The 13,218-nt window shown below is 58.7% G+C and carries 11 protein-coding genes; 10 read left to right on the top strand and 1 reads right to left on the bottom strand.

What is annotated here, in order from left to right; genetic code table 11:
* Window positions 1-66: 66 nt before the first annotated feature.
* Window positions 67-2,946: an Ig-like domain-containing protein gene (locus tag K288_RS49350; RefSeq protein ID WP_084799424.1), complete on the bottom strand. Its 2,880-nt coding sequence runs from the start codon at window positions 2,944-2,946 to the stop codon at window positions 67-69.
* 475 nt (window positions 2,947-3,421) lie between these two features.
* Between K288_RS49350 and K288_RS0100750 the strand changes: the two genes are divergently transcribed.
* The 10 genes from K288_RS0100750 to K288_RS0100705 all read left to right on the top strand — a co-directional run bounded on the left by K288_RS0100750 (window position 3,422) and on the right by K288_RS0100705 (window position 13,183).
* Complete coding sequence (locus tag K288_RS0100750) at window positions 3,422-3,874, top strand: UDP-N-acetylglucosamine--LPS N-acetylglucosamine transferase (protein ID WP_201449626.1); 453 nt, start codon at window positions 3,422-3,424, stop codon at window positions 3,872-3,874.
* Window positions 3,871-4,353 carry a glycosyltransferase gene (locus tag K288_RS44210; protein ID WP_051334257.1) on the top strand — a complete coding sequence of 161 codons (483 nt, stop codon included), beginning with the start codon at window positions 3,871-3,873 and terminating at the stop codon, window positions 4,351-4,353. Before K288_RS0100750 ends, K288_RS44210 begins: the two co-directional genes overlap by 4 nt.
* 29 nt (window positions 4,354-4,382) lie before the next feature.
* Window positions 4,383-5,492, top strand: a complete 1,110-nt coding sequence (locus tag K288_RS0100740) for a Gfo/Idh/MocA family oxidoreductase (protein WP_027577862.1) — start codon at window positions 4,383-4,385, stop codon at window positions 5,490-5,492.
* 33 nt (window positions 5,493-5,525) lie between these two features.
* Entirely contained in the window at window positions 5,526-6,443 is a 918-nt protein-coding gene (locus K288_RS44205; protein ID WP_051334256.1) for a hypothetical protein, read from the top strand.
* Between the two features lie 130 nt (window positions 6,444-6,573).
* Window positions 6,574-7,434, top strand: coding sequence for a glycosyltransferase (locus K288_RS0100730; RefSeq protein ID WP_027577861.1), 861 nt, complete (start codon window positions 6,574-6,576; stop codon window positions 7,432-7,434).
* Between the two features lie 218 nt (window positions 7,435-7,652).
* On the top strand, window positions 7,653-8,693 hold the full coding sequence (locus K288_RS44200; RefSeq protein ID WP_084799423.1) for a glycosyltransferase family 2 protein: 1,041 nt from the start codon (window positions 7,653-7,655) through the stop codon (window positions 8,691-8,693).
* A 78-nt stretch (window positions 8,694-8,771) separates the two neighbouring features.
* A complete protein-coding gene (locus K288_RS0100720) occupies window positions 8,772-9,821 on the top strand; it encodes a Gfo/Idh/MocA family oxidoreductase (RefSeq protein ID WP_027577860.1) in 1,050 nt (349 codons plus the stop codon).
* Window positions 9,822-9,875: 54 nt separating this feature from the next.
* Window positions 9,876-11,378, top strand: coding sequence for an oligosaccharide flippase family protein (locus K288_RS0100715; protein ID WP_027577859.1), 1,503 nt, complete (start codon window positions 9,876-9,878; stop codon window positions 11,376-11,378).
* Window positions 11,379-11,408: 30 nt separating this feature from the next.
* Window positions 11,409-11,915, top strand: coding sequence for an acyltransferase (locus tag K288_RS44195; RefSeq protein WP_043159027.1), 507 nt, complete (start codon window positions 11,409-11,411; stop codon window positions 11,913-11,915).
* Between the two features lie 158 nt (window positions 11,916-12,073).
* Window positions 12,074-13,183 carry a DegT/DnrJ/EryC1/StrS family aminotransferase gene (locus K288_RS0100705; protein WP_027577858.1) on the top strand — a complete coding sequence of 370 codons (1,110 nt, stop codon included), beginning with the start codon at window positions 12,074-12,076 and terminating at the stop codon, window positions 13,181-13,183.
* The last annotated feature ends 35 nt before the right edge of the window (window positions 13,184-13,218 follow it).

Below are 13,218 nucleotides of genomic sequence, written 5' to 3'. Positions count from 1 at the left end.
TAGCATGCGCCGTGGAGATTAAACTCCACGGCGCTGAATGTTCTTCGCCTTATTGCGCCCCTTCGCTTACGCGAAATGGAAGTCGTGACTCTGCAGTGCACTAATCTTGGTGTTCTTCAATGTGAGCGAGTCATCTCCTGTGGAAATGACGACGTCCTGTCCGACCTGCGAAGCGTGGTTGAGAACGCTGGCAAAGTCACTGAACGCACTCTTGCTGAACTGGATCGTATCGTGCGAGGGCCCGGAAGCAGCGAAGTCCTTGATGACGTCCTTACCGAAATTCGCAGCGAATACGAACGTGTCTGGATGACCCTTGCCGACGAACAAGTCGTTGCCCGATGTGCTCGTCAGCGTATTGCTGCCTGTCGAGCCAAGGATCGCGCTACCCGAACTGGCCGTTGTGTGACCGGCACTGTCGACCCCTACCGCTTTGAACGAGTGCACGGTGTTGGATACGGCAGACGAACTCGTAAAGCTCCAGGTACCGTCGGCATCCGCAGTCGTCGTCCCCATATACGCCTTGCCGTCGTACATTTTGACCTGGCTGAATGCGTCAGCAGTGCCTTTCATCGTAACTACATTGCTCGAGCTCGTGGTGAGCGAACTGAAATTCACCGCTGAAGCTGGAGTGGTTGGGGTTGTCGGGGTTGTGCCCGGAACGCCGATGGTGTGATCCCCGTTGAGATCCTGATGGAAAATGTTCTCATACGATTGGACCGTTGCGCCGTTGGCATCAAGAGCAACGCCGTGGGTCGGGTAGAACTTGAAGTTGCCCTGACTATCCGTAGTCCAGAAGGTGAACTGTCCGCTTGAGTCTTTCCACGCAACATCGTAGCCGCCGCCATCCAGCTTGACTGAGGCGATTGGAATCCAGTCCTCGAATTGGCCGGCTGTCACAGCGGCACCGTGATATTTCAGCTCGGGGCCGGTACCTCCGAGGAAATAATTGTCGCCGACCTGGACAAGGCCTGTCAATCCAGACGGTGGGGTCGATCCACCACCAATCACCGAATGGAAGGGCTGCGACGCAACACTGACATTGCCCGCAACGTCCGTTGCGTTCGCGGTGAGGTCGTGAGTCCCGTTCGACAGGCCGCCGGTGGTGATGCTCCAGCTGCCGTTCGCACCAGCCGTACCGGTGCCGACGACAGTCGACCCGTCATAGACCTTGACGGTGCTGCCTGCCTCGGCCGTCCCGGACACGAGCACGTGGTTGGTATCGACAACGGAGTTCGCCTTCAACGCAGGCGCGGTCGGCGCCTTGGTGTCGATGGTAACGGCAAGCGCTGTGGACGTCGTGCCGGCGGCTTTTACCGTCGTGCCGGTGCTCTCGACCGTGGCCGTGAAACTATGAGCACCATCCTGCAACGCCGAGGTGGTCAGGCTCCAGTTGCCATTGGCGTCGGCCTTGACGGATCCGAGCTGGGTGTTGCCATCGAGCACCTTCACGGTCGCGTTGGCCTGGGCCGTGCCCTTGAGCGTCAGCGTGTTGTCGTTGGTAATGTTGTCACCGGCCTTCCCGCTATCGTTCGAGAAGGAGACGATCTTCGGCGTCCCCGAAGGCTGCGTCGGCGGTGGCGTCGTCGGCCCACCGATCACCGGATCGACCGCCGGCGAGGCGGCACTGACATTGCCAGCAGCATCCGTGGCCGTAGTCGTCAGGTTATGAGATCCGGTCGACAGGGCATTGGTGGTGACGCTCCAGGTACCATTCGCCGCCACCGTGCCGGTACCGACCACGCTGGTCCCCTCATAAACCTTGATCGTGCTGCCCGCCTCGGCGGTGCCGGACAACAGCACCCTATTGGTATTGACGACCGAATCGCTCTGCACAACCGGGACGGTCGGCGCGACGGTATCGACTGTGACCGTAAGAAGCGCAGATGCGGCGCTGGTCTGACCGCTCGAGTTGGTTGCGGTTGCCTTCAGCACGTGCTGGGCGTTGGTCAGCACCGACGTGATGTATTCCCAGCTCCCGCTCGCATTTGCAGTTGCCGTGCCGATCTGGTTCGCGCCATCGTAGATCTTGATGGTGCTATTTGCCGCAGCCGTACCCTTCAGCTGAAGCGTGTTGTCGCTGGTGATGCCGTCGCCGGCGGTCCCGGTGTCGTTGGAGAATGACGCGATCACCGGCGCGCCAGGCGCAGTCGGCGTCGACGGCCCGGAAGGTGGGGTCGGCACCGAGCTCGGGTAAGGAATCGCCTGGGTCTTGTTGTCCCATTCGATGTTGCCCGAGATGGTCGGGCTCGCATTTTGCGTCGAGTAGTAGAACCAGTTGCCCTTTTCGACGTAGTTGTTCGTGATGGAAACGTTCGTCGTGTTCGGACCATACACGTAGATCGTGGCAGCCGGATCGCCGCGGTCCGCATCCCCGTACAGAAGGTTATTCCTGACTATGACGTCGTTGATCGGGCCGAAGTCGTTCTTGATAAAGATGCAGGAGGTGTCCCAGCTCTCGACGGTGTTGTGCTCGATCAGGACGTGATTCTGACCACCTTGAACGCTGATGCCGTCGACGTGCGCATCGCTAGAAATGCTTCGCAGATCGTGAATGTAATTGTCCCGCACCACACTCGCGCCGCCGGTGAGGACGATCCCGTTCGTGCTGTTGCTGATGTCATTGCCGATGAACGTGCCCGATCCCAGGATGGCGGCGTTGGTGTCCTGGGTGGAGCTCGCGGTGAAGTCGCAGTTCTGCACGGTTATGTTGGCCGCGCCCTCGGCGTCGATGCCCCACGCCCCGTAATTCTTAATGATGCAATTCTTGATCGTGACATTCGCGGCATCGATCTTCAGCGTCCCGTCGATGATCATGCCCTCGATCACCGTCCCATCCTTGGTGATCGTCGTCGGTCCCGTATAAGCGCTCAGGGTGGTGCCAGCCGGCACGCCCGCTGTCGTCGCGTCAGGCATACCGAAACGGGCAGGATCAATGCTTCCAGTCATATGATTTCTCGCGTGTTGATTGATACAAGTCGCGCCGCTGTGCTCGTGATGTATGCGTCACCCGGAAGGGCTTTTTTGGGACCACATGTGGGCGTGGCCGCGATCATTCGATGTTCGCGTTGAACCAGCCCACAAATTTCGATTCTGGTCCAGTGCCCCCAGACTACTATGGACGTCTTTAAATTTGATTGTCGCGACAACTCTTGTTTTATTGATTGCCTTTCACTCCGCGATTTAAACGCGGACATCACGCCGGCTTTTCCCTAATTGGTTTACACGACAACCTTTCGTCGATCGCAGGCGAAGTCTCGCGCTGGCCGGCAGCCTTGGTGAAGGAGGCCTCACCCGCCCCGCGATTTTAATAATTAAATATTTTGTCTGGATTTAATTGTTGCGCCTATTATTTTCTTCTGGTATTAAATAATTGAATTCAAAATTTGGCGTAATTGTTTTCTAGGCCGGCGCGGGAGCCATCGTGTCCAACAAAGTACTCGTTGTAGCGTCCGGAGGCGGGCACTGGATCCAAATGCGTCGCCTGCAGCCGGCATTCGATGGGTTGGACGTCGCGTTTGCAAGTGTTCATGCTGCGTATGCCGAAGAGGTCCCGCGTCATCGCTTCTATGCCATCCGCGACGTGACGCGCTGGGATCGAATTGGGTTGGCGATATTGGTCGCTCAACTGACGTTTATCCTGCTGCGCGAGCGTCCGCGTGTCGTCGTGACCACGGGATCGGCTCCTGGCATGATCGCCCTGGCACTTGCAAAATACCTGCTGCGAGCCAGAACGATGTGGATCGACAGCATCGCCAATTGTGAACAAATATCCGGATCAGGAGCGCGAGCGAGGCGTTTCAGCGATGTGTGGCTCACCCAGTGGCCGCACTTGCAGCGAACGGGCGGCCCCGATTGTTGGGGAGCGGTCCTATGATCTTTGTGACTGTTGGCTCGATGATGGCGTTCGATCGCCTGATCCTTTGCATGGACAAATGGGCGCTGGCGCACGCCGATTGTGAGGTTCTGGCCCAAATTGGCGGCGGCATCTATCAGCCAAGCCACATGCGCAGCACGCGGATGCTTTCGCCGAGCAAGTTTCAGGAAGCCGTCCGCGATGCGGCGGTTGTGGTCGCCCATGCCGGAATGGGGAGCTACTTCGTTGCCGCCGAACTGCAGAAGCCGATCGTGATGCTGCCGCGGCTCGCAGCCAATCGGGAGCACACGACTGACCATCAGCTCCACACCATCAAGTGGCTTCGCGACAGGCCAGGCGTTTTTGCTGCCATGTCGGATGACGAGCTCGACTCTGCGATCGACAAGGCGATGACAGGCGCAGCTGCTGCCGGCGCCAATTTCACGGATTTTGCACCGGAGCCGTTTCTGGCGCGGGTGCGACATTTTTTGGTTAATTGAGAGCCGCTCTCTGTATTGAGGAGACCTCCATGGTCAACGTTGGGCTGATCGGGCTGGGCAAAATGGGACTCTCCCATCTTGCGATTGTCAACACGCATCCTGCGGTTAAGCTGATCGGAGTTTGCGACACCGCCAGCTATCTGTGCAGCGTCCTGCACAAATATACAGGCATCGAGGTCTTTTCCGACTATCGGGAATTGCTCGACCAGAAGTCGCTCGATGCCGTTATTGTTGCGACGCCCTCCCGATTTCATGGCGAAATAGTCCGTGAGGCTCTCAGCAGAAATCTGCATGTGTTCTGCGAAAAGCCGTTCTGCCTCGATGCGGCCGAAGGACTCGAGCTGGCCGAACTGGCTGAGCGGAAAGGCGTCGTCAATCAAGTCGGATATCACTACAGGTTCGTCGGATCGTTCAACGAAGCCAAGCGTCTACTCGACGCGCAGGTGCTCGGCCGACTTCATCACGTCAGGGTCGAAGCCTATGGCCCGGTGGTGCTGCGGCCCAAAGGGGCGACGTGGCGGACGAAAGGCAACGAGGGCGGGGGCTGCCTCTATGACTACGCGTGCCACGCAATCGATATTGTGAATTATCTCGTTGGCACGCCCAACGCCGTGAGCGGAACTGTGCTCAACAGAGTCTTCTCCCGGGATGTGGACGACGAAGTCTACGCGACGATGCATTTTGCCGATGGCCTGACCGGCATGATTGCCGCCAACTGGAGCGATGACAGCCTTCGCAGAATGTCAACGCAGGTCACGCTCTGGGGCACGAATGGCCGTATGATCGTCGACCGTCAGGAAGTGAAGACATTTCTTCGAGCCACGGCTGGGAGCGCAGTTGTGGCAAAAGAGGGTTGGGACGTTCGTTACACAACCGATTTTAATAGTGATGTTTGGTATTACCTGCGGGGCGAGGAGTACTCTGCGCAGCTCGACTACTTCTTCCGATGCATCGTGGACGGTCGCCGGGAGAATATCTCGTCCTTCGCATCTGCGGCGCAAACGGACTGTGTCGTCTCAGCCATGCTGCAGAATGCCGGAGATGCGAAGCGGCGAGTGGATTCCGGGATCACGATCCCCGCTCAAAGCAGGAGCCGCCCCAGAGGCTTCCTTTCCTCAGTCAAGGGCGCACTGACGTAAAATTGCCTCCCGGCAAAAGGGACGGAGGACCCAATGGATCGAATACTATTTGGCGACAATCAGTTCTTCGGCATCAATCACATGTCCGAGGAAAAAGCGCGGGCGCAGGCCATGCGCTTTGCCGATATCCAGGAAATCATTGATTTGCTGGACGCCGCTTATGATAGCGGAATCCGCGTCTTCATGTGCACGACGCATGATCGCATCAGTGAGATCTGCGCGCACGTCCGTTTGCACCCGGAGCGATATTCTAATCTCGAGTTCTATCCGTGCATGCCGTACGCCCACAAGTACGCAAATGCCGTGACCGAGCACGGGACGATCGAGGCATTGAAGCGCTTTTTGCCCTCTGAGGGCACCTTTGCCGCACTGGTGAGGGGTGGCGTATCGGTGGCGACGCGAGACGTGGAGGGCATGGCGCGGCTCCTGATCGATGCCGAGATGAAAATGTTCAGCGGCCTGAAAACGCCGGTTATCTTCCTCCAGAACGTGGTCACCGACCTGTTGCTCGGGATGGGGATCAAGGACGCATTCCGCATCTTTGCCGACCACGTGCGCGAGCGCTACAACGCGGAGCCAGGCTTCATAACGATGAATTTGCCGCATCTCCTTGATGTTCTCGAGGAAGTCGGCATACCGAATCCAATTGTGTGCGCCAACATAAACAAGATCGGTTTTCGTATGTGCGGAGGCATCCAGCTTTACGAAGACGCAATCGCGTCGCGCAAATTCAGGCCAGTGGCAATGTCGGTTATGGCTTCCGGTGCGATCACGCCGCGCGAAGCCATCGAGTATGTTTGCCGACAGAGAAAAATCCAGTCCATTGTCTTCGGTGCTTCGAGCAAACAGCACATCAAGGAGATCAAGCAGCACATTGACGCCTTTGATAGCGAGGCTCAGAATCCGGTCATACCACTTCCATCGATCCACAAGACGCATCAAACAGCGTAGGCCGCCATCACTAACAGCGCGCAGACGCTGTTGGAATTCTTCGCGCTCGCGGATGGGCTTTCCGGCCCATCCTATCTAGGAACCAATTCTGCAGGGTGCCGCGCTTCACCATGCCCTATGTCCAACTGCCATGATTTCGATCGTCGTCCCAGCGCATAACGAGAGCGCCGTGATCGCACGGACCTTGCGACCGTGGGTCGAAGGCCCGGGCTCGGAGGACATCAGCGTCGTCGTTGTTTGCAACGGGTGTACCGACGACACGGCGGGCGTCGCGCGCCGCTTCGGCTCACCCGTCCGCGTGATCGAGTCCGAGATTGCAAGCAAAACCCACGCCTTGAACCTTGGCGATCAGAATTCCGACAGTTTCCCTCGCATCTACATTGACGCTGATATCCTCATTTCTCTCGACGCGATCCGCGCACTGGCACGCCGCCTTGAGCGGGGTGATGTACTGGCGGTGGCACCCACGCCTGAAATCGATTTGAGTGGCTGCTCCTGGATGGTACGCCAGTATTTTTCCGTGCGATCCCGCCTGCCCTCAGCCGGCCAGGGAATTGGCGGGTCAGGCGTGTACGCTTTGTCCGAGGCCGGGCGCAGACGTTTCACTCAGTTTCCCGACGTAATTGCCGATGACACCTATGTTCGCATTCAATTCAAGCCAGAAGAACGCGAGACGCTGACTTCCGTCAAATCGACAGTATTTCCTGCCCGCACGATCCGGCAGCTTATCGCTGTGAGAAGTCGCGCCCATGCCGGGACTTTCGAGCTCGCTCGCCGTTTTCCCGAACTCTCAGCGAACAAGGGTAAGACCAACAATCGGACGCTCATCGGACTGTTGAAGGACCCCCGCCTGTGGCCGGGACTAGCGATCTATTTCGGTGTCAATATTCTCGCACGATGGAGAGCCGCAGCCCGTTCTCGCGCTAAAGCTCCCAGGTGGCAACGGGATGATACTTCCCGTAGCGCGCTATCCCCCCATTCCCCCTCATGAACCCGCACCGTCCAGTCCCTGGTTGGATGGGTTCTTCGCAGCCGTTACAGGCTCGAAGGGCGCCCCGATCGAACCCTGCCGCCTCCCCGGCATGCTATTTATTTTATTTTCTATATTTACCGTTTTAATATTTACTTCGACACATTATTTGTATTTAAATGACGCTTGATTATAATAAGCACGCGCTCGTATCGCGGATAGAGATGTCGTAGGCGGAGGTGCGTGACGTGGAAGCGTTGAGTCATGGATGGTCCGCTCCGCTCGTGGAGCGCGACAAACGAAGCCAGCGACGAACCTTTCCGGCAGCGCGCACGAGCGAATTGGACGTCTCCATTGTCGTTGTGAGCTGGAATACTCGTGACATATTGCGAGGCTGCCTGCGGTCTGTCTTCGAACAGACGCGAAAGGTTTCCTTCGAGGTGATCGTTATCGACAACAACAGCCACGATGGCTCGGCGGAGATGGTCCGTGCCGAATTTCCGGTTGTGACGCTCATCGCGAACGCAGAAAATCGGGGCTTTGCCGCCGCCTGCAACCAGGGCATGCAGGTAGCCTCGGCCCGATACACCCTTCTGCTGAACCCGGATACTGTCGTACTCGACGACGCCATCTCCCGGTGCGTTGGTTACGCCGATGTCCGCCCCGACGTCGGCGTCGTCGGATGTCAGGTGCTCGAGGACGAAAGCCGAATCACGCCGACTGGCTTTTCATTCCCGAGTCCCTTGAACGTTTTCCTGGCTCTCTCGGGATTGTCACGAGCCTTCCCCCGCTCGCGGCTATTCGGCCGACCGGAGCTCAGTTGGTGGGACCGCCACAGCGAGCGAGACGTCGACGTCGTGACGGGCATGTTCATGCTGGTACGCCGCGAGGCGATCGCGCAGGTCGGACTGATGGACGAAGCCTACTTCGTCTATTCGGAAGAGGCCGACTGGTGCTACCGCTTTGCACAAGCGGGATGGCGACGCGTATTCACGCCATGCGCCCGCATTGTGCACCTGGACGGAGGTGCCAAGAGCACCAAGCAAGCCAGCAAGAAGATGTTCGTCCAGCTGCAGAAGAGCACCATGATTTATCACCGCAAGAACCGCGGGCTGGCGTCCTGGTGGCTGCTCAAGCTGATCTATATCGGATCGAATTTCGTTCGGATGATTGCATGGTTTGTGCTGTCCGTGGTCAAGCTGGATAGCCGAGATTGGCACAGGTCGGCGGCGGCGAGAGCCGCCCTCGTCTATCACTTTACCGGAAGCGAGCCGAAATGATTGCAGAGGTTGAGCCGGACAGGCCGGAAACTCCGCGCGTTAATGTGTTTCAACTCAATAGATAGTATGGGGTTTGAGATGATTGGAATCGGCATTGTCGGATATGGATACTGGGGTCCGAACCTCGTCAGGAATTTTGCGAGCAGCGAGTCGTCGCGGGTTGTCAGCGTGAGCGATCTGGATGCGGCCAAGCTGGCCACCTGCGCGCGCCGTCATCCGGAAATTACAACGACATCGGATTTCAGGGAGCTTCTGCGCAACCCGCAGGTCGACGCCATTGCAATCGCAACGCCTGTCCATACTCACTATGAGCTGGCTCTTGCGGCACTCAATGCCGGAAAGCATGTGCTGGTAGAGAAGCCGCTTGCCCAGACGTCCGATCAGGTGCGTCACCTGGTTGAGGAAGCCGACCGACGCCGGCTGACGCTGATGGTGGATCACACCTTCCTCTATACGCCCGCGGTGCAGAAGATCCGCGAACTTATGCTGCAGGACCAACTCGGAGAGGTCTACTATTACGACAGCACGCGCTCGAGCCTCGGTCTGTTCCAGAGCGACGTAAACGTGATCTGGGATCTGGCGGTCCACGACCTCTCGATCATCCAGTATCTCCTTGACGAGGATCCGATTGCGGTTTCGGCGACGGGCTCGTGCCATGTGGCCGGCTCGCCGGAGAACATGGCGCACATCACGCTGTTCTTCGAAAGCAAATGCGTCGCGCATGTCAGCGTCAATTGGCTCTCCCCGATCAAGGTGCGCCAGACCTTCGTCGGCGGCAGCAAGAAGATGATCGTCTATGACGACCTCGAGCCGACCGAAAAGATCAAGGTCTACGACAAGGGCATCACCCTGAATGCGCAAGCCGAAAACGCCCATCAGTTCCGGATCGGATATCGGGCCGGCGACATGTGGGCACCCAATATCTCCACGAAGGAGGCATTGCTCACTGAGGTCGAGCACTTCGTCGAATGCGTGACCACCGGCGCATCGCCGGTCTCCAATGGCTTGTCCGGCCTGCGGGTTATCGAGGTGCTGGAGGCGGCATCGCGTTCGATTGCCGATCACGGCAAGCCGGTTCGGCTGAAGCAGCCGCGCAGGGTTACGGAGCGCGTCAGGGCGATTGCCTGAGCCGTTTGCGGCCTCGGAATGTAATGATCTAGCAAGAGCTGCGACGGGCTCGCGATGAACTCTGTGCAACGTTCGATCTTCTTTTCAGCACTCGAGCGCTACGCGAGCCTGCTGCTGTTCTTTGTCTCGATCGGTATCCTGTCGAGATTGCTGACCCCGAACGAGTTCGGCGTCTATGCCGTCGTCCTCGCGATCACATCGGTGTTTTCGGCTTCGTCTCAGGAATTCGGTGGCGCCAATTATCTCATTCAGAAGGCGTCGCTTTCGGAGGGCAACGTCAGGACCGCCTTCACCATTACATTCGGCTTGTCCATCGCGATCGGGTTTCTCCTCTATCTGCTAGGAGGTGTTCTCGGATCGACGCTCGGCGCGGACGGACTCGAGACAGGTATCGCCGTCGCCGTTCTCAATTTCGCCGTCGCACCGTTCTCGGTAACGATTATCGCACTGTATCGACGCGACATGCAGTTCGGTGTCGTCGCGGCCAGCAATCTTGCCTGTAATTTCACGATGGTCGCCGTGTCGATCGTGCTTGCAAAAATGGGCTATAGCTACCTTGCGCCGATCTGGGGAATGCTCGCCGGGAGCATCGTCCAAACAGCCTATCTGGTGGCAACGCGACGGGATTTGCGGATCTTCCGGCCGTCGCTCGAGGGCTACTCAGAGATCGTCAGGTTTGGCCTCTATTCAAGCGGCGTAGTCCTCATCAACGCGTTCTATACTTCAGCACCCCAGTTGTTCCTCGCGCGCATGCTGGATTTCACGGCTGTTGGCCTTTACAGTCGCGCCGGTACCCTCACCCAGGTCTTCGACAGGCTCGTGATCCAAGTCATCAGCCCGGTGATCATGCCGGCCATCTTTGCCCAGAGGAGCGCCGGCGCGGACCTCAAGCGCATATATCTCCACGCGATCTCGCTCCTTACAGTTCTGCATTGGCCGTTCCTGATCTTCATGGCGGTGATGGCGAAGCCGATCATTCTGGTCTGGCTCGGTCCATCCTGGCTCGAGGTGGTTCCGTTGATCCGCCTGCTATGCATCGCGCAACTCTCGCTGTTCGCGGCCTGCCTCACCTACCCGGTCCTGGTTGCCGCAGGCAGCGTGCGCGACACGCTGTTTTCGTCGCTGATCTCGCTGCCGCCGTCGCTGCTGATCATCTTTGCCGCATCTTTCTTCGGCGTCGAAGCCGTGGCGGCATCCGCATTGCTGACGTTGCCATTCCAGGCCGCCGTGGCGATCTACTACGTCAGCCGACATCTCGATCTCCGGTTCGCCGACTTCGTTCAGGCGACGCAAAAGAGCGGCATGGTCGCGCTCTCCAGCTGTGCGACCATCGCCATCTGTGCGGCGCTGGTCGAACAGGGTCTGATCGGACCAGTCGTCGGCATTTTCATCGCCTGCGGGACCGCCGCAGCAGCCTGGCTCGCCGCTCTGTTCGCGGTGCAGCATCCGCTGCTGCCGGAACTAAAGGCTCCCATTTCTCGTGTACTATCCGCCGCCGGACGCTTCTCGGGCCGCGTCCCGGTTCCGGCGGTGCGGGCAGACCGCGATATTCGCTGAGAATTTCTTGTAACGTTGGGAGAAGGTGCGATGCCAATCGCAAAAGATGTGCAGCTCGGTCGTGACGTGCGGATCCTCCATCCGGATCTCGTCAATCTCTACGGCTGCTCGATTGGGGACGAGACGAGGCTCGGCACCTTCGTCGAGGTCCAGGCCGGAGCCACAATCGGCGCCCGCTGCAAGATCTCATCGCACAGCTTCATCTGCGAAGGCGTGAACATCGAGGACGAGGTGTTCATCGGGCACGGCGTCATGTTCACCAACGACAAATATCCGAGGGCGACCACGGCGGATGGCCGGCCCCAGGGCGCTGCCGACTGGACCGTGGAGCCAACCCGTGTCGGCAAAGGAGCGTCGATCGGCTCCAACGCGACCATCCTGTGCGGCATCACCATTGGCGCTGGCGCCATTGTCGGTGCCGGTGCCGTGGTGACAAAGGATGTTCCACCCCACGCGATCGTGGCTGGAGTACCTGCGCGTCTCATGCCCGCTTCCGAGGCAGGCGCCCCCATCGAGGCCGCCCGCGCGACCGCCTGACTGGAGCGCGCCGGCCGTTTACCAATTAAATCGGCCCCGCGCAGATAATCATTTTCATTTGTTTATTAATGTGATTTGATTTAATTCGACTGGACGATTTAAATATAGATAATCGGCAGCGCCCGGATCGGACGCCCGACAGGCAAGGGATCAAGACATTGATACCGTTTTTGGATTTGAAAGCTCAATACAGCCAGATCAAGCCGGAAGTCGATGCCGCGGTCGCGCGTGCCATCGAGAGCACGCAGTTCGTGCTGGGGCCGGAAGTCGCTGCTTTTGAAAAGCGTTTTGCCAGCTATTGCAATACCAGCCATTGCAGTGCGGTCAGCAGCGGCACCTCGGCGCTGCATCTGGCCCTGCTCGCGGCCGGCGTCGGCCCTGGCGATGAAGTCATTACGGTGTCGATGACCTTCGTCGCGACGACCGCGGCGGTGTTGTACAGCGGCGCAAAGCCAGTCTTTGTCGACGTCGACCCGGTCACCTGGACGATGAATCCGGCCCTGATCGAGGCCGCGATCACGCCGCGGACCAAGGCGATCCTGCCGGTCCATCTGCACGGCCTGATGGCCGACATGGATCCGATCATGGAGATCGCCCGGCGACGCGGGCTCATCGTGATCGAGGACGCAGCCCAGGCTCACGGCGCCGAATACAAAGGACGCCGCGCAGGATCGATCGGCGATTTCGGCTGTTTCAGCTTCTATCCAGGCAAGAATCTCGGAGCGTACGGCGAAGGCGGCGCGGTCGTGACCAGTCAGCCGGAGCTCGCCCGCAAGGTTGCCCTGCTTCGCGATTGGGGACAGGAAGCCAAATACAATCACGTCGTCGCCGGCTACAATTATCGCATGGACGGCATCCAGGGCGCGGTGCTGAACGTGAAGATGAACTATATCGAGGCCTGGACCGAGGCGCGCCGGTCGGTGGCCGCGCAGTACGATCGTCTTCTCGCGAAGCTTCCATTTGCAAGGCCGCAGCCGCCCGCGCACAGCCGGCACGTCTATCACGTCTATGCGCTTTGCCTGCCCCGTCGCGACGACGTGTTGAGCGCGCTGCAGGAAGCCGGCATAGGCGTGGGCATTCATTATCCGGTGCCCGTCCATCTGCAGAAGGCCTACGCCGGTCTTGGCTATCGCGCCGGCGATTTCCCGATCACCGAAAGCTTGGCCAATCAATTCCTCTCGCTTCCGATCTATCCGGAGCTGCGCTCGGAACAGGTGAACGAGGTAGTCGCACAATTGGAGAGGGTCGGCTTCGTCGAGGCCGCCTAGGCGCTCGGCAAAGGACCGATTTCACCAAAGCCGTT

This window comes from Bradyrhizobium sp. Ai1a-2 (genome assembly GCF_000426245.1).
Lineage (GTDB): Bacteria > Pseudomonadota > Alphaproteobacteria > Rhizobiales > Xanthobacteraceae > Bradyrhizobium.
This window is presented reverse-complemented; position numbering and strand designations above follow the sequence as displayed.

What these genes read in the sequence shown, in the direction of transcription:
- K288_RS44210 (WP_051334257.1), top strand. Translation starts at nt 3,871, where the DNA reads ATGATCTTTGTGACTGTTGGCTCGATGATGGCGTTCGATCGCCTGATC.
- K288_RS0100715 (WP_027577859.1), top strand. Translation starts at nt 9,876, where the DNA reads ATGAACTCTGTGCAACGTTCGATCTTCTTTTCAGCACTCGAGCGCTAC.
- K288_RS0100720 (WP_027577860.1), top strand. Translation starts at nt 8,772, where the DNA reads ATGATTGGAATCGGCATTGTCGGATATGGATACTGGGGTCCGAACCTC.
- K288_RS44205 (WP_051334256.1), top strand. Translation starts at nt 5,526, where the DNA reads ATGGATCGAATACTATTTGGCGACAATCAGTTCTTCGGCATCAATCAC.
- K288_RS0100730 (WP_027577861.1), top strand. Translation starts at nt 6,574, where the DNA reads ATGATTTCGATCGTCGTCCCAGCGCATAACGAGAGCGCCGTGATCGCA.
- K288_RS49350 (WP_084799424.1), bottom strand. Translation starts at nt 2,946, where the DNA reads ATGACTGGAAGCATTGATCCTGCCCGTTTCGGTATGCCTGACGCGACG.
- K288_RS0100740 (WP_027577862.1), top strand. Translation starts at nt 4,383, where the DNA reads ATGGTCAACGTTGGGCTGATCGGGCTGGGCAAAATGGGACTCTCCCAT.
- K288_RS44195 (WP_043159027.1), top strand. Translation starts at nt 11,409, where the DNA reads ATGCCAATCGCAAAAGATGTGCAGCTCGGTCGTGACGTGCGGATCCTC.